At 62.9% G+C, this 17782-nt stretch carries 17 protein-coding genes; 11 read left to right on the top strand and 6 right to left on the bottom strand.

Translation table 11 applies throughout. The features are described from left to right. Window positions 1-28 precede the first annotated feature (28 nt). A complete protein-coding gene (locus tag TK06_RS20710) occupies window positions 29-688 on the top strand; it encodes an NAD(P)-dependent oxidoreductase (protein WP_063323598.1) in 660 nt (219 codons plus the stop codon). 84 nt (window positions 689-772) lie between these two features. On the opposite strand, the gene TK06_RS20705 is transcribed toward TK06_RS20710, so the two are convergent. Continuing rightward, window positions 773-1723 (bottom strand): choline sulfate utilization transcriptional regulator, encoded by a 951-nt coding sequence (locus tag TK06_RS20705; RefSeq protein ID WP_063323597.1) that lies wholly within the window; start codon window positions 1721-1723, stop codon window positions 773-775. Window positions 1724-1837: 114 nt separating this feature from the next. Between TK06_RS20705 and betC the strand changes: the two genes are divergently transcribed. The 3 genes from betC to TK06_RS20690 all read left to right on the top strand — a co-directional run bounded on the left by betC (window position 1838) and on the right by TK06_RS20690 (window position 6052). Beyond that, the gene (gene betC / locus TK06_RS20700) at window positions 1838-3352 is read left to right on the top strand and encodes a choline-sulfatase (RefSeq protein WP_063323596.1); all 1515 of its coding nucleotides are present in this window, start codon (window positions 1838-1840) and stop codon (window positions 3350-3352) included. Window positions 3353-3367: 15 nt separating this feature from the next. Further along, window positions 3368-4288 carry a choline ABC transporter substrate-binding protein gene (gene choX, locus TK06_RS20695; protein ID WP_063323595.1) on the top strand — a complete coding sequence of 307 codons (921 nt, stop codon included), beginning with the start codon at window positions 3368-3370 and terminating at the stop codon, window positions 4286-4288. A gap of 195 nt (window positions 4289-4483) precedes the next feature. Beyond that, window positions 4484-6052 carry a SulP family inorganic anion transporter gene (locus tag TK06_RS20690; protein ID WP_063323594.1) on the top strand — a complete coding sequence of 523 codons (1569 nt, stop codon included), beginning with the start codon at window positions 4484-4486 and terminating at the stop codon, window positions 6050-6052. A 115-nt stretch (window positions 6053-6167) separates the two neighbouring features. On the opposite strand, the gene aroE is transcribed toward TK06_RS20690, so the two are convergent. Both aroE and hemF read right to left on the bottom strand, forming a co-directional pair. Continuing rightward, window positions 6168-6989 carry a shikimate dehydrogenase gene (gene aroE, locus TK06_RS20685; protein WP_063323593.1) on the bottom strand — a complete coding sequence of 274 codons (822 nt, stop codon included), beginning with the start codon at window positions 6987-6989 and terminating at the stop codon, window positions 6168-6170. A 13-nt stretch (window positions 6990-7002) separates the two neighbouring features. Next, complete coding sequence (gene hemF / locus TK06_RS20680) at window positions 7003-7917, bottom strand: oxygen-dependent coproporphyrinogen oxidase (RefSeq protein WP_063323592.1); 915 nt, start codon at window positions 7915-7917, stop codon at window positions 7003-7005. Between the two features lie 329 nt (window positions 7918-8246). On the opposite strand from hemF, the gene TK06_RS20675 reads away from it, so the two are divergent. Beyond that, entirely contained in the window at window positions 8247-9224 is a 978-nt protein-coding gene (locus TK06_RS20675) for an NADPH:quinone reductase (RefSeq protein ID WP_063323591.1), read from the top strand. A 225-nt stretch (window positions 9225-9449) separates the two neighbouring features. Here TK06_RS20675 and TK06_RS20670 read toward each other — a convergent pair whose 3' ends face one another. From TK06_RS20670 to TK06_RS20660, 3 genes are all read right to left on the bottom strand, one after another. Then, window positions 9450-10007 (bottom strand): L-threonylcarbamoyladenylate synthase, encoded by a 558-nt coding sequence (locus TK06_RS20670; protein ID WP_014335849.1) that lies wholly within the window; start codon window positions 10005-10007, stop codon window positions 9450-9452. 61 nt (window positions 10008-10068) lie between these two features. Further along, window positions 10069-11163 (bottom strand): DNA-processing protein DprA, encoded by a 1095-nt coding sequence (gene dprA, locus TK06_RS20665; protein ID WP_063323590.1) that lies wholly within the window; start codon window positions 11161-11163, stop codon window positions 10069-10071. An 80-nt stretch (window positions 11164-11243) separates the two neighbouring features. After that, window positions 11244-12269 (bottom strand): LysM peptidoglycan-binding domain-containing protein, encoded by a 1026-nt coding sequence (locus TK06_RS20660; RefSeq protein ID WP_063323589.1) that lies wholly within the window; start codon window positions 12267-12269, stop codon window positions 11244-11246. 167 nt (window positions 12270-12436) lie between these two features. Here TK06_RS20660 and def point away from each other — a divergent pair, with 167 nt between their 5' ends. The 6 genes from def to TK06_RS20630 all read left to right on the top strand — a co-directional run bounded on the left by def (window position 12437) and on the right by TK06_RS20630 (window position 17534). Beyond that, window positions 12437-12943, top strand: coding sequence for a peptide deformylase (gene def / locus TK06_RS20655; RefSeq protein ID WP_003196300.1), 507 nt, complete (start codon window positions 12437-12439; stop codon window positions 12941-12943). Between the two features lie 70 nt (window positions 12944-13013). After that, a complete protein-coding gene (fmt, locus tag TK06_RS20650; protein ID WP_063323588.1) occupies window positions 13014-13973 on the top strand; it encodes a methionyl-tRNA formyltransferase in 960 nt (319 codons plus the stop codon). Continuing rightward, on the top strand, window positions 13970-15280 hold the full coding sequence (gene rsmB, locus TK06_RS20645) for a 16S rRNA (cytosine(967)-C(5))-methyltransferase RsmB (protein ID WP_063323587.1): 1311 nt from the start codon (window positions 13970-13972) through the stop codon (window positions 15278-15280). The genes fmt and rsmB overlap by 4 nt, the downstream gene beginning before the upstream one ends. A gap of 24 nt (window positions 15281-15304) precedes the next feature. Further along, entirely contained in the window at window positions 15305-16678 is a 1374-nt protein-coding gene (gene trkA, locus TK06_RS20640; RefSeq protein WP_063323586.1) for a Trk system potassium transporter TrkA, read from the top strand. 127 nt (window positions 16679-16805) lie between these two features. Next, window positions 16806-17117 carry a tetratricopeptide repeat protein gene (locus TK06_RS20635; RefSeq protein ID WP_063323585.1) on the top strand — a complete coding sequence of 104 codons (312 nt, stop codon included), beginning with the start codon at window positions 16806-16808 and terminating at the stop codon, window positions 17115-17117. Window positions 17118-17270: 153 nt separating this feature from the next. After that, window positions 17271-17534, top strand: coding sequence for a hypothetical protein (locus TK06_RS20630; protein WP_063323584.1), 264 nt, complete (start codon window positions 17271-17273; stop codon window positions 17532-17534). Window positions 17535-17782 lie beyond the last annotated feature (248 nt).

The following is a 17782-nucleotide window of genomic DNA, read 5'->3' as shown; positions in this document are numbered from 1 at the left end:
ACAGGCGGGATTAAAGAGGAAAACAGCCATGAAAAACGCCGAAACCCCGGTCATCAAAGTGGTGCTCTATGGTGCCATGAGCAGCCTCGGCAGTGCGTTGATGGCTGAAATGCTGCGGCGCCAGCACGAAGTCATCGCCATTCTCGACGATCTTACTGCCCTGGCTCCACGCCCGGGCCTGCGGACCAAGACCGGTGATCTTTTCGATCCCGAGCGGGTCAAGCAAAGTGTTGCCGGTGCCAGCGCCGTGGTGTGTCTGCTGAACGCGCCGGGGTTGCCGATGAACAGCGAACAAGTGGAGCGCACCTTGATTCCCGGCCCGGTGGAGCAAGTATTGGCCGTGGATGCACTGATCGCTGGCATGCAGGCGGTGAATATTCCCCGGCTGTTCCTGGTGGGCGACTTTGCGATGCTCGACGAGGAGCCGACGGACGACGATTTGCAGCGCCACGCCGCCGAAGAAGTGCTCGACGCCCTGAAGAACAGCACCTTGCAGTGGACCTTGATCAATGCCCCCTATGCCGCGCCAGGCTTGGGCATCGAGCATTTCAGCCAGGTCAGTACCAGCCTCGAACCCGGCATGGCCGAATCCCTGGAGCGGCTCAACCGGGTGGCGGTCGGCATCGCCGATGAGCTGCGCCTGAACCTGCATGTGGGCGAGCATGTCAGCTTTGTGGCCGCCCACTAGCTGTCGACATCCCCATCCGTGGCGAGGGAGCTTGCTCCCGCTGGGCTGCGAAGCAGCCCCAAAAACATGGCGCTCGCCACGGCCTCAAACCGCAATCGAAGGCAACGGCAACCCCGTGAGCGATTCAGCACTGTTGGCCTGTTCTTCCATCAGCCAATCGACGAATTGTCTGATCAACACACCGCGCCGTTTACGCTGAGGCAAGACCACGTAATACCCCAGCCGCGACAGCACCGTTTCAGCGATCGGACGACACAGCAGCCCCTGGGCCAATAAGTTATCCACAAGGTGCCGCCAGCCGATGGCGACGCCTTGACCGCCAATCGCCGCCTGGATGAGTAGTGTGTAGTTGTCGAAGCGCAGTTGCCCGGGCGCCGGTGGTGACGTGATGCCCAGCTCGCGGAATACCCCACTCCAGTCGAACCAGCTGTTGCTGTTGCCCGCGCGCAGGTGCAGCAACGGAAACTCCGCCAGGGCCTGGGGGGGCAAGGGCAGGGGACGATCCTTGAGCAGCAGCGGGCTGCACACCGGAAAGACTTCTTCGCTGAATAGCCAACGACTTTCACCTTGTTTGAAGCGACCGTCGCCGAACAGCACGGCAACGTCGATATCGGTGCGCAACATGTTGTGGTTGCGCTCGCTGGTCACCAGGCTCACATCCACCTGGGGGTTGGCGGCGTGAAAGCGATGCAGGCGCGGCATCAGCCAATAGGCGGCGAATGCGAAGTCCGTGGCGACTTGCAGCACCTCATGCTGATGCTGGGCGGTGATTGCACTCAACCCGGCATCGATGCTCTGCAAGCCGGCCTGGACCTGCTCGAACAGGATGGTCCCGGCCTCGGTCAGTTCGATCCCGCGATAGATGCGGTCGAACAACCGCGTACCCAGTTGCTCTTCCAGGCGCTTGATCTGTTGGCTGATGGCCGGTTGCGTGGTGCCCAGCTCGATCGCCGCCGCGGTAAAGCTTTGGTGGCGTGCTGCGGCTTCAAAGGCACGGAACAGTTCCAGGGACAGGTTACCCAGGGCGTCATACATAAGCTGTGCTTATCCTAGTCATTATCCTGCATGGGCTTTACCCCAAAACCCGGGGGCTACATGCTCAATCGCAGCAATGTCGCATAACTGCCTACTATGGAATGCCGCGAATACATGAAGCGCAAGAACATTCTTTTCATCATGGCCGATCAGATGGCCGCGCCAATGTTGCCGATCTACGGTCCTTCGCCGATCAAGCTGCCGAACCTCTCGCGCCTGGCCGCCGAGGGCGTGGTGTTCGATGCCGCCTACTGCAACAGCCCGCTGTGCGCACCGTCGCGTTTCACCCTGGTGAGCGGCCAGTTGCCGAGCAAGATCGGTGCATACGACAACGCGGCGGACTTCCCGGCGGACGTGCCGACCTATGCCCATTACCTGCGTCGCCTCGGCTACCGCACGGCGCTGTCCGGCAAGATGCACTTCTGCGGGCCGGACCAACTGCACGGCTACGAAGAACGCCTGACCAGCGACATTTACCCGGCCGATTACGGCTGGGCGGTGAACTGGGACGAGCCGGACGTGCGGCCGAGTTGGTATCACAACATGTCGTCGGTGTTGCAGGCCGGGCCGTGCGTGCGTACCAACCAGCTGGATTTCGATGAAGAAGTGGTGTTCAAGGCCCAGCAGTACCTGTTCGACCACATCCGCGAAGACGGTGACCAGCCGTTTTGCCTCACCGTATCGATGACCCACCCACACGACCCGTACACGATTCCCAAGGCGTTCTGGGATTTGTATGACGACAACGACATCCCTTTGCCGCAGACCCCGGCGCAAACGACGCTCGACCCCCATTCCCAGCGGCTGCTGAAGGTCTATGACCTGTGGGACAAGCCGCTGCCTGTGGATAAGATCCGGGATGCCCGCCGCGCCTATTTCGGCGCATGCAGCTACATTGACAGCAATGTCGGCAAGCTGCTGCAGACCTTGGAAGACACCGGTCTACTGGACGACACGATCGTCGTGTTCTCTGGCGATCACGGGGACATGCTCGGCGAAAAGGGCCTCTGGTACAAAATGCACTGGTTCGAAATGGCCGCCCGCGTGCCGTTGCTGATCAGCGCTCCGGGGCAGTTCGCCAGTGGCCGGGTGGGCGCGGCCGTGTCCACCGCCGACTTGCTGCCGACCCTGGTGGAGCTGGCCGGCGGCACGCTGGAACCGGGCTTGCCGCTGGATGGCCGTTCGCTGGTGCCCCATCTGCAAGGGCAGGGCGGGCATGATGAAGTCTTCGGTGAATACATGGCCGAAGGCACCATCAGCCCCCTGATGATGATCCGTCGCGGCCCGTGGAAATTCATCTACAGCGAAGATGACCCGTGCCTGCTGTTTGACGTGCGCAACGACCCCAAAGAACTGGAGAACCTCAGCCAATCCCCTGAGCATCAGGCTCTGTTCGCCGATTTTCTCGCCGAAGCGCGCGCCAAGTGGGACATTTCGACCATTCATCAACAGGTGCTCGCCAGCCAGCGCCGCCGCCGTTTTGTCGCCCAGGCGCTGACCCTGGGCAAACTCAAGAGCTGGGATCACCAGCCGCTGGTGGACGCCAGCCAGCAGTACATGCGTAACCACATCGACCTCGACGATCTGGAGCGCAAGGCCCGTTATCCACAACCCTGCCAAAACCAATAACGTAAGGGGCAAGCCATGCAAAAGTTATCCACAGTACTGACCGCTGGACTGTTGGCATTGGGCAGTGTTTCGGCCTGGGCCGAGCAAAGCTGCGAAACGGTGAAGATGGCCGACCCGGGCTGGAGCGATATCGCCGCCACCAATGCCATCACCGGTTTCCTGCTGGACGGGATGGGCTACAAGGCCAAGGTCGACACCCTCGCGGTGCCGATCACCTTCGGTGGCCTCAAGGATGGCCAGGTGGATGTGTTCTTGGGTAATTGGATGCCGGCGCAGCAGGGCTTTTATGACAAGTTCGTGGCCAATGGCGACGTCACGCAGTTGGCCAAGAACCTGGACGGCACCGAGTTCACCCTGGCGGTCCCGGACTACGTCTGGGACGCCGGTGTGCATAACTTTGCCGACCTGAACAAATTCGCCGACAAGTTCGACAAGAAGATCTACGGCATCGGCTCCGGCGCCCCGGCCAACCTCTCCCTGAAAGAAATCATCAAGACCAATGATTTCGGCATGGGCGAGTGGAAACTGGTGGAATCCAGTGAGCAGGCGATGCTGGCGGAAGTCTCCCGGGCGGTGAAGAAACAGAAGTTCGTGACCTTCCTCGGCTGGACCCCGCACCCGATGAACGTGCAATTGAAAATGCACTACCTCAAAGGCGGCGAGAAATACTTCGGCGACACGGGCAGCGTCTATACCCTGACCCGCAAAGGTTATGCACAGGCCTGCCCGAATGTGGGCAAGCTGCTGACCAACCTGAGCTTCACCCAGGAAATGGAAAACAGCATCATGGCCGAGGTGGTGAACAACAAGGTCAGCAACGCCGACGCGGCCAAGGCCTGGATCAAGGCCAACCCGGCGGTCCTGGACAAATGGCTGGACGGTGTGAAGACCCTGGATGGCAAGGATGCGCTGGCGGTGGTGAAGGCCAAGCTGTAAAGCCCATGTGCCGGTGAGTTGTTCTTGTGGCGAGGGAGCTTGCTCCCGCTGGAGGGCGAAGCCCTCCCAAAACCGATACGGTGTCGTGCCGTCTCAGATTTTGGGGCTGCTTCGCAGCCCAGCGGGAGCAAGCTCCCTCGCCACGGGTGATCACTCGCCTGATACTCTTGCGCCAAACCCAGTCTTTGAGGCCCCATGGCAATCCCCACTCGCCATTCACTCTTTCCGTTCCTGAGCTGGCTGCCCCGGCAGACCCGCGCCAGTGTCGGCCGTGATCTTGTTGTCGGCCTGAGCGGTGCGATTCTCGCGTTGCCGCAGTCCATTGCCTACGCCCTGATTGCCGGTTTGCCGCCGGAATACGGCTTGTATGCGGCGATTGTCCCGGTGCTGATCGCTTGCCTGTGGGGTTCGTCCTGGCACTTGATCTGCGGGCCCACGGCGGCGATTTCCATCGTCTTGTACGCCACCGTCAGTCCGCTGGCCGTCCCCGCCAGCCAGGACTACATCACCTTGATCCTGCTGCTGACGGTGTTGGCGGGTATTTTCCAATGGTTGCTGGGGCTGCTGCGTTTCGGTGCACTGGTGAATTTCGTCTCGCACTCGGTGGTGTTGGGTTTCACCCTGGGCGCGGCGGTGGTCATTGCCCTGGGGCAGTTGCCGAACCTGCTGGGCCTCGACCTGCCGAACGAAGCCACGGCGTTGAGGGGGCTGCTGATGCTGGTCAGCCACATCGGGGCTGTGGATAAGCCATCGCTGCTGCTGGGCTTGGGGACCCTGGTCCTGGGCGTGGTGCTCAAGCGCTTGCTGCCGCGTTGGCCGAGCCTGTTGATAACTTTGGTCATCAGCAGCCTGGTGGTCTGGTTGTGGCCGGCGATGTTCGGGCATGTGGCGCTGGTCAGCGCTTTCGCCGGGCGCCTGCCGCCGTTCACGCCGCTGCCGCTGGACCTGGAGTTGATCCTGCGCCTGCTGCCCGGTGCCGTCGCGGTGGGCATGCTCGGGCTGGTCACCAGCCTGTCCATCGCCCGTTCGTTGTCGGTGCGTTCCGGGCAATTGCTCGACGCGAATCAGGAGGTGAGGGCGCAGGGGCTTTCCAACATTGTTGGAGGATTTTTCTCTGGGTCGTTGTCGGCCGGTTCCTTCACCCGCTCCGGCCTCAGCTATGAAGCCGGGGCCTGTTCGCCCCTGGCCGGTGTGTTCTCGGCCTTGTGGGTGGCGTTGTTTGCGGTCGCCGGGGCGAACCTGATCGCGCACATCCCGATTCCGGCCATGGCCGGCAGCATTCTGCTGATCGCCTGGGGGCTGGTGGACCATCGCGGCATCCGGGCGTTGTACCGCGTGAGCCGCGCCGAATTCGTGGTAATGGGCTTGACCTGCCTGGCCACACTCTTGCTGGAGCTGCAAACCGCCATCTATGCCGGTGTGCTGGCTTCGTTGTTCTTTTACCTCAAGCGCACTTCACAGCCGCGGGTGCAGCATTTTCGCGAAGGGGAGGCGGAGATCCTGCGGGTCGGCGGCTCGATCTTTTTCGGCGCCAGCCATTACCTGCAAGCGCGCCTGCAACGGTTGCAAGCGCAGCGGGTAGTCATCGATGCCCAGCAGATCAACTTCATCGATTATTCCGGGGTGGAAATGCTTCATCAGGAAGCCCGGCGCCTGCGCAGCCAGGGGCGTAGCCTGACCTTGCGCATGGCCCGGCCGCAGGTGGTGGAGGAGTTGTTGAAGCTGGAAGGGGCGGAGCACTGCCCGATCCTCTTCGAAGATTAACCGTGGCGAGGGAGCTTGCTCCCGCTCGGGTGCGAAGCGCCCGCAAACCTGTCATGTCGAGTATTTTAGGGCTGCTTCGCAGCCCAGCGGGAGCAAGCTCCCTCGCCACAGGGGGTCAGAGCGCCAACTGGCGGCGCAACTCCGCCAGCACTGGCGCGGTGTCCGGACGAACTCCACGCCACAAGAAGAAGGCTTCGCCCGCCTGCTCGGCCAACATGCCCAGGCCATCCATCGACACCGCCGCCCCATGCTCACTGGCCCAGCGGCAGAAAGAGGTCGGTTCCTTGCCATACATCATGTCGTAGCAAACCGTCTTGCCGGGGTCGATCAGGCTGGCGGCAATCGGCGGTACATCCCCCGACAGGCTCGCGGAGGTGGCGTTAATGATCAGGTCCACCGGTTCTTGCAGCCAGTCGAACCCGCTGGCTGAAACCGGGCCCAGGTCGGCGAACAACTCGGCCAGCAATTCGGCCTTTTCCACCGTGCGATTGGCGATGATCACCGAGGCCGGTGCTTCGGCCAGCAGCGGTTCCAGGGCACCGCGCACCGCGCCGCCGGCCCCGAGCAACAGGATGCGCTTGCCCTTGAGACTGAAGCCGGCATTGACGGTCAGGTCCCGGACCAGCCCGGCGCCGTCGGTGTTGTCGCCCAACAGGCGACCGTCGGCCAGTTTGCTCAACGTATTGACCGCCCCGGCCCGTTGGGCCCGCTCGGTCAGGGTGTCGGCCAGGCGGAAGGCGTCTTCCTTGAACGGCACCGTGACGTTTGCCCCACGTCCCTCGTGGAAAAATTCTCGGGCGCAACCGGCGAAATCCTCCAAGGGCGCCAGCAGCGTGCTGTAGTCCAGGGTTTGCCCGGTCTGCTCGGCAAACAGGCGATGGATCAACGGCGACTTGCTGTGGCCGATCGGGTTACCCATTACAACGTAGCGGTCCATGGACAATCCTCGTTCAGGCCGTCGCCAGCCAATCGCGATCCTGCAGGAAGTACTCCGTCAGCCGCGCTTCTTCGCTGCCCGGCTCGGCTTTCCAGTCGTAGCCCCAGCGCACTTGCGGTGGCAGGGACATCAGGATCGATTCGGTACGCCCGCCCGATTGCAGCCCGAACAGGGTGCCGCGGTCGTAGACCAGGTTGAATTCCACGTAGCGCCCACGGCGAAACTCCTGGAATTCCCGCTGTTTGGCGGTGAACGCATCGTGCTTGCGGCGGCGTACGATCGGCAGGTAGGCATCTATGTAGGCGTCACCGATGGCGCGGATGAAGGCGAAGCAGGTGTCGAAATCCCACGTGTTCAGGTCGTCGAAAAACAGGCCGCCAATGCCCCGGGGCTCGTTGCGATGCTTGAGGTGGAAATAGCTGTCACACCAGGCTTTGTAGCGCGGGTACACCTCGGGGCCGAACGGCGCGCAGGCCTGTTCGGCGACACGGTGCCAATGGACGCAGTCTTCCTCGACGCCGTAGTAAGGCGTCAGGTCGAAGCCGCCGCCAAACCACCAGACCGGCTCTTCGCCTTCCTTTTCGGCGATAAAGAAGCGCACGTTGGCGTGGGAGGTCGGCACGTGCGGGTTGTGCGGGTGAATGACCAGCGACACGCCCAAGGCTTCGAAGCCGCGCCCGGCCAGTTCTGGCCGATGGGCGCTGGCGGAGGGTGGCAGGCCGCTGCCGAAGACGTGGGAAAAGTTGACGCCGCCCTTTTCGATCACCGTGCCGTTCTCGATCACCCTCGTGCGACCGCCACCACCGGCCGGCCGGGTCCAGGCATCTTCGACGAAGCGAGTGCCGCCGTCTTCGGTTTCCAGGGCGGTGCAGATACGGTCTTGCAGGTCGAGCAGGTAGGCTTTCACGGCCTCGGTGCGAGTGGACATGACATCACCTTGATCAGGACTACGCTACGCGGCGTATGGCGGGCCGGTGGCAAATGGGCGCACAGGATACCACCGCACTTGCCCACGCCACAGTTGACGACGGTCAAGCTTAGGAGTCCGATAGCAGGCTTGGTAAAAAGTCTTGTGGCGAGGGAGCTTGCTCCCGCTGGGTCGCGAAGCGGCCCCAAAACTTTCCGAATGCGCCGCATCAGGCACACCGCGCCGACGAATCACGATTGCTTCGCAGCCGAGCGGGAGCAAGCTCCCTCGCCACGGGTTTGTCGGTGGCCTTAAGTCAATAGCATCACTGCGACAAGGAGAAAGTGAAGATGGCCAAACGTATCCAGTTCAGTTCCCATGGCGGTCCCGAAGTGCTCGAGTACGTCGATTACTCGCCTGCCGAGCCCGGCCCGCAGCAGGTGCGCGTCAGCAACAAGGCAATCGGCCTGAATTTCATCGACACCTACTACCGCAGCGGCCTTTATCCGCCACCGGCGTTGCCATCGGGCCTGGGTGCCGAAGGCGCGGGCGTGGTCGAGGCGGTCGGCTCGGACGTCACGCGGTTCAAGGTCGGCGACCGGGTGGCGTACGGCAGCGGCCCACTGGGGGCCTACAGCGATGTGCATGTGTTACCCGAGGCCAACCTGGTTCATCTGCCCGAATCCATCAGTTTCGAACAGGCGGCCGGCGTGATGCTCAAGGGCCTGACCGTGCAGTATCTGCTGCGCCAGACCTATGAACTCAAGGGTGGCGAAACCATCCTGTTCCACGCTGCCGCCGGTGGCGTGGGTTCCCTGGCCTGCCAGTGGGCCAAGGCCTTGGGCGTGAAGCTGATCGGCACCGTCAGCTCGCCGGAAAAGGCCGCCATCGCCAAATCCCACGGCGCTTGGGAAACCATCGACTACAGCAAGGAAAACGTCGCACAGCGAGTGCTGGAACTGACCGGCGGCAAGAAGGTGCCCGTGGTGTACGACGGGGTTGGCAAGGACACTTGGTTGACGTCGCTGGATAGCGTCGCCCCCCGTGGCCTGGTGGTGAGCTTCGGCAATGCCTCGGGTGCGGTGGAAGGGGTGAACCTGGGAATTCTCGCGGCCAAGGGCTCGCTGTACGTCACCCGCCCGACCCTGGCGACTTACGCCAACAACGCCGAAAACTTGCAGCGCATGGCTGATGAACTGTTCGGGATGATCAGCAGCGGCAAGATCAAGGTGGACATCAACCAGCGTTATCCACTGGCGGAAGCGGCCAAGGCCCAGGCCGAGTTGTCGGCGCGGCGCACGACCGGGTCGACCATTCTCCTGCCCTGAGATTTGATCGTTCCCTCGCTCCGCGTGGGAATGCATCCCGTGACGCTCCGCGTCACCCCCAGAAGCGGAACGCGGAGCGTCCCTGGCGGCATTCCCACGCAGGAGCGTGGGAACGATCCAACAGCTTTTGTGGCGAGGGAGCTTGCTCGCGCGGGACCGCGCAGCGGGCCCAATTTTGCGGCCGCTTCGCGCCCGAGCGGGAGCAAGCTCCCTCGCCACAAGGACCTAGTCCGGACGCACGACCTTGCCGGTCGCCAGGTCGCGAATCACGCTGGGGTTCTTGCGTCCACCGAGGTTGCCGCCAAGCACCAGGTCGATCTGCCCACGAAAGTACTGCTCGACCCGAATCCGCGTACGCGCCGCCGGGCGACCCTGGGGGTTGGCCGAGGTGGACACCAGCGGGCCGACCAACGAGCACAAGTCGCGCACGGTGGGATGGTCGCTGACCCGCAGGGCGACGGTGTCGTGTACCCCGGTGATCCATTCCGGCAGCAGGTTCTGGTGCGGCACCAGCCAGGTATTGGGCCCCGGCCAGGTGCTGGCCATGCGGTCCATCCAGGTTTCGGGGAAGTCTTCGAACAGGAAGTCGAACTGGTGGATGTTGTCAGCCACCAGGATCAGGCCTTTATCGGGCAGCCGCGACTTGATCGCCAGCAGGCGTTCCACCGCCTCTTCGTTCCATGGGTCACAACCCAGGCCCCAGACCGCTTCGGTTGGATAGGCAATCACCGCCCCGGCGCGAATTTCTCGCGCGGCTTGTTGCACACGCCAACTGTTGACCATGAAAGATTCTCCCGCAACGCAAATAAGGCTGTGGGCAGTTTACCGATCTTCCCCATAAAACCTAGCGCGCAAACCAGCGTCCGTTGTCACAGATGGCGCGTCCGTCCATCTCCAGTTCGGTCAACGCCGCCAGCACTTTGGGCAAGCCCCAGCCACTGGCCTCGGCCAGCGCCTCACTGCTCAGCGGCGCGGCATGCAGCAGGCGCAGCAGCGGATGGGTCACGGGCACGGGCTCCGAGGCCGGCGGCAACCGCTGCCAACCGCGCAGCGCTTCGAGGATGTGCTCGACGGTTTCCACCAGCGCCGCACCGTCGCGGATCAGTTGATGGCAGCCCCGGGCCCCGGGGTGATGGATCGATCCAGGAATGGCGTACACCTCGCGGCCCTGTTCCGCCGCCAGTCGGGCGGTGATCAGTGAACCGCTGGCGACACTGGCCTCCACCACCAGCACGCCCAGGGACAAGCCGCTGATGATCCGGTTGCGGCGCGGAAAGTTGCTGGCGTGGGGCGGTGCGTCCAACGGGAACTCCGACAACACCGCGCTGCCCTGGGCAATCATCGCGTCCGCCAGCCGACGATTGCGCTGTGGATAAAAATTTTCCAGACCGGTGCCCAACACGCCGACGGTGCGCCCGCCAACATCCAACGCCGCCTGATGGGCCGCCGCATCGATGCCCAGGGCCAGGCCGCTGGTGATGACAAAACCGGCCCCCGCCAGGCTGCGGGAAAACGCCGCCGCAGTGTCCATGCCGGGGCGTGATGCCCGCCGACTGCCGACCATCGCCAGCTGCGGTTTTTCCAGGATCGAAGCATCGCCAGCGACGAACAGCAGCGGCGGCGCGTCGCTGATCTGCGCCAACAGCGCCGGGTAGTCGGGTTGGTCCCACATCAGTAAATGCTGGCCCGCACGCTCCAGCCAGGCCAATGCATGGGCGGCGCCGTCCCGCACATCCGGGTTGCGCCGCGCCTCGACACAGGCCAGCGGCAAGCCCAGCGCGCGCCAGGCGCTGGCCGGTGCACTGACGGCCTTGGAGGCCGAGCCGAAGGCCTCCATCAGCGTCATGAAACGTTTGGGGCCCAGCTCCGGCAAGCGGTGAAGGCGTAGCCGGGCCTCCAGTTCCGCAGGGGAAACCGGCGTAGATTCAGGTAATGACATGCGATCATCCTTGACCGTTATAAGTCCCGTACAAACCGGAACAAGCTGTGGATAACTCTGTTGGTAACTTGTGAGACCCGTTACGGATTACGGACCTTGTCGAGCACCGCCAACGAGCGCGATGCGTACAGCACCAGGCCATAGCTGAGTTTGTCGTAGGTGCGGAAAACCATTAGCAGGCCGGCCCGCTCATCGGGGATCTTCACCCGCTCGCCCGTGATGCGGTCGCGTACGGTTTCACCCGTCTTCATCACCGCCAGCACATTGCCTTCGATCAGCCCATCGCGCCGGCCCTTGTTCAGGGTGACCACGTCCAGCGCGCCGATCTGGGTCACGCCTCGCGGCACGTCCAGGATCAACCCGTGGATGTCCGATTGCGGCGCGCTGGGCATGAAGGTCGAATTGATCGAGCGCTCTTCGCCGCTGAACAAACGATCACCCAGGCGCACTTCCTGGGTGGTGCGTTGCAGGGCCAGGGTGGTGACATCGCCTTCGCTGGCCACCACCTCGCCGCCACCGATGTCGTCGGCGTTGATCCCCAGGAACTCCTTGGTTTCGGGATCGGTGTAGACCTTGCCCTGGCGAAAGATGCCGTATGCCGTCTGGTTCGCATCGAACGAGCCACGGGCGAAGACCCTATCCCCCATGCCACTGAGCACCCGTTCGGCATTGCCGGCGACGATATAGGGGGCCTTGTTGAAATCCTCAGGCGTGTCGACGATGCGGTTGCTCAGCAGGAAACTGTTGATGGCTTGCAGTGGAATGCTCGGGATGGCGTCGGCCACTGGCGAACTGCGAATGCGCGGCGACAGCTTGATGGTGCCGCGCGAGGTGCCGCGATTGAGGGTCAGGCGCGGCTGGCCGTTGACGTAGACCAGCGACAGGGTGTCGCCCGGATAAATCAGGTTGGGGTTTTCGATCTGCGGGTTGGCCTGCCAGAGCTCCGGCCATTTCCACGGCTCGCGCAGGTACTTGCCGGAAATGTCCCACAGTGTGTCCCCCGTCACCACCGTGTATTGCTGGGGAAAACCTTCCCGAAGTTGCACTTGCCCGTGCGCGATACCGGCCGAGGCCAGGAGCAGCAGGGCGAGTAGTGATTTCCTCATGCGGTGAATCCCTTTATTATGTGCGTTCGCGTAAAACGCCAGAGCCCCCGTGGCTCGCTTCTTGAGAGGTTGTGTCTCCGAAGCAACGTTTTACAACGGTAGCCTGCATCCCAAGACACGCCAGGCCAGCCACCCGACTTTACCTCACACGTGCATTTATCAAGCTTATGGCCATTTTGAACATTCTCGAATTTCCGGACCCGCGCCTGCGCACTATCGCCAAACCCGTGGCCGTAGTGGACGACGAAGTGCGTCAGTTGGTCGATGACATGTTTGAAACAATGTATGAAGCGCCAGGCATCGGCCTCGCCGCGACCCAGGTCAACGTGCACAAGCGTATCGTCGTGATGGACCTCTCCGAAGACCGCAGCGAGCCGCGGGTGTTCATCAACCCCGAGTTCGAAACCCTGACCGACGAGATGGACCAGTACCAGGAAGGCTGCCTCTCGGTGCCGGGCTTCTACGAAAACGTCGACCGCCCACAGAAGGTCAAGATCAAGGCCCTGGACCGTGACGGCCAGCCTTACGAACTGATCGCCGAAGGCTTGTTGGCCGTGTGCATCCAGCACGAGTGTGACCACCTCAACGGCAAGTTGTTCGTCGATTACCTGTCTACCCTCAAGCGTGACCGGATCAAGAAAAAACTGGAAAAACTTCATCGCCAGAATGCTTGATGCCCCCTTCAAAGGCTTGCCGCGGCAAGCCTTTTTCTTTTTGCGACTGCTTTGTAATTGAGAGCTACCCATGACTGAGCCACTGCGCATCGTCTTTGCCGGCACTCCCGAATTTGCCGCCGAACACCTCAAGGCCCTGCTGGCCAGCCCCTACGAAATCGTCGCGGTCTACACCCAGCCGGACCGGCCGGCCGGTCGCGGGCAAAAACTGATGCCCAGCCCGGTCAAGCAACTTGCGTTGGAAAACGGCATCCCGGTGTTGCAGCCGCCGACCCTGCGTGACGGGCAAGCCCAGGCCGAACTGGCCGCGCTGCAGCCGGATTTGATGGTGGTGGTCGCCTACGGCCTGATCCTGCCCCAAGTGGTGCTGGATATCCCGCGCCTGGGTTGCATCAACAGCCACGCCTCGCTGCTGCCCCGCTGGCGCGGTGCCGCGCCGATCCAGCGCGCCGTGGAAGCGGGCGATGCCGAGAGCGGCGTAACCGTGATGCGCATGGAAGCCGGCCTGGACACCGGGCCGATGCTGCTCAAGGTCAGTACCCCCATCAGCGCCGAAGACACCGGCGGCAGCCTGCACGACCGCCTCGCGCTCATTGGCCCGCCGGCGGTGGTCGAGGCCATCGCCGGCCTGGCTGCCGGTACGTTGGAAGGTGAAGTGCAGAACGACAGTCTCGCCACCTACGCGCACAAACTGAACAAGGACGAAGCTCGCATCGACTGGAGCCGCCCAGCCGTTGAGCTGGAGCGCCTGGTGCGGGCTTTCAACCCTTGGCCGATCGGCCACAGCACCTTGAACGGCGAAGCCCTGAAAGTGCTGGCGGCCAGTTACGCCGAAGGGCAGGGCACACCCGGTGAAATCCTCGGTGCCAGCAAGGACGGCCTCGTCGTCGCCTGCGGTGAACAAGCGCTGTGCCTGACGCGTCTGCAATTGCCCGGTGGCAAGGCGCTGAACTTCAGCGACCTGTTCAACAGTCGCCGTGAGAAATTTTCCGTCGGCACTGTGCTCGGCCAAGCGACGGACGCCTCATGAACCCGCGTCTGGCCGCCGCCAAGGCCCTTGCCGCCGTCCTCAGCGGCAAAGCCTCCCTCAACAGTTCCCTGCCGACCCAACTGGACAAGGTCGAAGACCGTGATCGCGGTTTCACCCAAGACCTGGCGTTCGGCACCGCCCGTTGGCAGCCGCGGTTGTCGGCCCTGGCGGCCAAGCTGTTGCAGAAGCCGTTCAAGGCCGCCGATGCCGATGTCGAGGCGCTGTTGCTGGTGGGGCTTTATCAATTGCTCTACACCCGCGTCCCCGCCCACGCCGCCATCGGCGAAACCGTGGGCTGCGCCGACAAGCTGAAAAAGCCCTGGGCCAAAGCCCTGCTCAATGCCGTGCTGCGCCGCGCCCAGCGGGAAAGCGAAGCCCTGCTGGCCGAGTTGGAACACGACCCGGTGGTGCGCACCGCCCACCCGCGCTGGTTGCAGAAATCCCTGAAGGCTTTCTGGCCTGAGCAGTGGGAAGCCATCTGCGCCGCCAACAATGCCCATCCGCCGATGATCCTGCGGGTCAATCGTCGCCACCATACCCGCGATGCCTACCTGGCGTTGCTGGGCGAGGCGGGCATCCCGGCCATCCCGTGCCAGTACAGCCGCGACGGCATCGTGCTGGAAACCCCGGGCGATGTGCGTGCCCTGCCAGGCTTCGCCGAAGGTTGGATCAGCGTCCAGGACGAAGCCGCACAACTGGCCGCCGACCTGCTGGAACTGGCGCCCGGCCAACGAGTGCTGGACGCCTGCTGCGCACCGGGCGGCAAGACCTGTCACATCCTCGAGGTCGAGCCGAAGCTGGCCGGCGTGGTGGCGGTGGACCTGGAAGCCAAGCGCCTGGTGCGCGTGAAGGAAAACCTCGAACGCCTGGGGCTGGAGGCCGAGCTGATCGCCGCCGACGGCCGCGACACCGCGACCTGGTGGGACGGCAAGCCGTTCCAACGCATCCTGCTGGACGCGCCGTGCTCGGCCACCGGAGTTATTCGTCGCCACCCGGACATCAAGCTCACCCGCCAGCCGGACGACATTGCGGCGCTGGCCGTGTTGCAGGGCGAACTGCTCGATGCCCTGTGGCTAACCCTGGAAGTCGGCGGTATGTTGCTCTACGCCACCTGTTCGACCTTGCCCACCGAGAACACCGAAGTGATCGAGGCCTTCCTCGCCCGCACCCCGGGCGCCCGGGAACTGGACATCGCCAGCCAGGCCGGCCTCAAGCAGCCCCATGGCCGCCAGTTGCTGGCCCAGGAAGGTGGGCACGACGGGTTCTACTACGCCAAGCTGATCAAGATCGCCGCCGCGCGCGGTTAAGACCGATTCGATAGGAGTGACTGGATGAAAATCATCATCCTCGGCGCAGGACAAGTCGGCGGTTCGCTGGCGGAACATCTGGCCAGCGAGGCCAACGACATCACCGTGGTCGACACCAACGGTGAACGCCTGCGCGACTTGGGCGACCGACTCGACATCCGCACCGTGCAAGGCCGCGGGTCGTTGCCGACGGTGCTGCGCCAGGCCGGCGCCGACGATGCCGACATGCTCGTGGCCGTGACCAACAGCGACGAAACCAACATGGTCGCCTGCCAGGTTGCCCACACCCTGTTCCACACCCCGACCAAGATCGCCCGGGTGCGCGAAGCGGCCTACCTGACCCGCGCCGATTTGTTCGACAACGAAGCGATCCCGGTGGATGTGCTGATCAGCCCCGAGCAGGTGGTGACCAACTATATCAAGCGTTTGATCGAGCACCCCGGCGCCCTGCAGGTGATCGACTTTGCCGAAGGCAAGGCCCAACTGGTGGCGGTCAAGGCCTACTACGGCGGGCCGCTGGTGGGCCAGCAACTGCGCCAGTTGCGCGAGCACATGCCGAATGTGGATACGCGGGTCGCGGCGATTTTCCGCCGGGACCGGCCGATCCTGCCCCAGGGCGATACGGTGATCGAAGCCGACGACGAAGTGTTTTTCATCGCCGCCAAAGCGAATATTCGCGCCGTGATGAGCGAAATGCGCCGTCTCGATGAGAACTACAAGCGCATCGTCATCGCTGGCGGCGGACAGATCGGCGAGCGCCTGGCCGAAGCCATCGAAAGCCGCTACCAGGTCAAGATCATCGAGATGAACCCGGCGCGCTGCCGCTACCTCTCCGACACCCTCGACAGCACCGTGGTGTTGCAGGGCAGTGCCTCGGACCGCGACCTGCTGCTGGAAGAAAACATCGCCGACGCCGACATCTTCCTGGCCCTGACCAACGACGACGAAGCCAACATCATGTCGTCGCTATTGGCCAAGCGCCTGGGGGCCAGGAAAGTGATGACCATCATCAACAACCCGGCCTACGTCGACCTGATCCAGGGCGGCGACATCGACATCGCCATCAGCCCGCAACTGGCAACCATTGGCACCTTGCTGGCCCACGTGCGCCGCGGCGACATCGTCAGCGTCCACTCCCTGCGCCGCGGCGCGGCCGAAGCCATCGAGGCGATTGCCCATGGCGATGCCAAGTCCAGCAAAGTGATCGGCAAGGCCATCCGCGACATCGGCCTGCCACCTGGCACCACCATCGGCGCGATCATCCGCGACGAAGAAGTCCTGATCGCCCACGACGACACCACGATCCAGACCGGCGATCATGTCATCCTGTTCCTGGTGGACAAGAAACACATTCGCGACGTCGAAAAGCTGTTCCATGTGGGGTTGAGCTTCTTCTGAACACACGGCCCTGTGGCGAGGGAGCTTGCTCCCGCTCGGGTGCGAAGCAGCCGCCAAAGATGGGCCTGCTCTGCAGGCCAGCGGGAGCAAGCTCCCTCGCCACAGGAACAGAACGCAGGAGTTTCAAATGCTCGATTCCCTGGAAAAAATGCTCGCCAAGGGTGTGGATAACTCTCTGCTGCGTTTCGGCCTAGGCAAAGGCTACCTCGACCTCGGCGAATTCACCCGCGCCGCCGAACACTTCCAACGCTGCGTCGAACTCGACCCCAAATACTCCGCCGCCTGGAAACTACTGGGCAAGGCCCACCAAGGCCAAGGCGACCTACCGGCCGCCCGCCAAGCCTGGGAACAAGGCCTCGAAGCCGCCCGCGCCCACGGCGACAAACAGGCGGAGAAGGAAATGACGGTGTTTCTCAAAAAGCTGGATCGCCACGCCTGATACCGCCCCAGGCCCCCGTGGCGAGTGAGTTTGCTCCCGCTTGATCGGGCTGGTACTCCAGTGCGAAACGCTCATGAAAAAGCAAGAAACATACTGATATCTAGCAATAGATAGCTAAAGATAGCCAATGCAGCTAGTTCTTACGCCGAGACATTGGCTTCTCTCGATGCGGGCTTCTTCAGGGTCCGCATCGACCGGCTTACCCCTTCAGAGGTTCAGTTTGTAAAGGCGATGTCCGAGCTCGGCGACGGGCCTTATGCCATCGCTGATATTGCGAAGACGATGGGGCGTCCTCAATCATCGCTTGGACCGACTCGCGCCAACATCATCGCCAAGGGAATGATCTACAGCACAGATCATGGATATCTGAATTTCACAGTGCCACTTTTCGCGGAATATATGCGCCGCCAAGAATGAGGCCTGCAATTATGGCGACGGAGTTCATCCCTGCTGGGCTGCGCAGCAGTCCCAAACAGCAACCCTCTCGACATTGATCATCAAGACGTGATTGGAGACGCACATATCCGAAATTATCCAACTGGTCATTGCCTTGGTGTTGTCCTTTCTGCTCGACCGGTTTCTCAAGCCGTACCTGCTGCGCAAGTGACTGGGAGTGGTGTTGGTGGCGGCGGGCGCGGTCGGTTGCGTTGCTGCAGGCCAGGTCC

The sequence above is a fragment of the Pseudomonas fluorescens genome, from assembly GCF_001623525.1.
Taxonomy (GTDB): Bacteria; Pseudomonadota; Gammaproteobacteria; order Pseudomonadales; family Pseudomonadaceae; genus Aquipseudomonas; species Aquipseudomonas fluorescens_Q.
The sequence above is the reverse complement of the archived record's forward strand: the minus strand, read 5'-3'. Positions and strand labels throughout refer to the sequence as shown.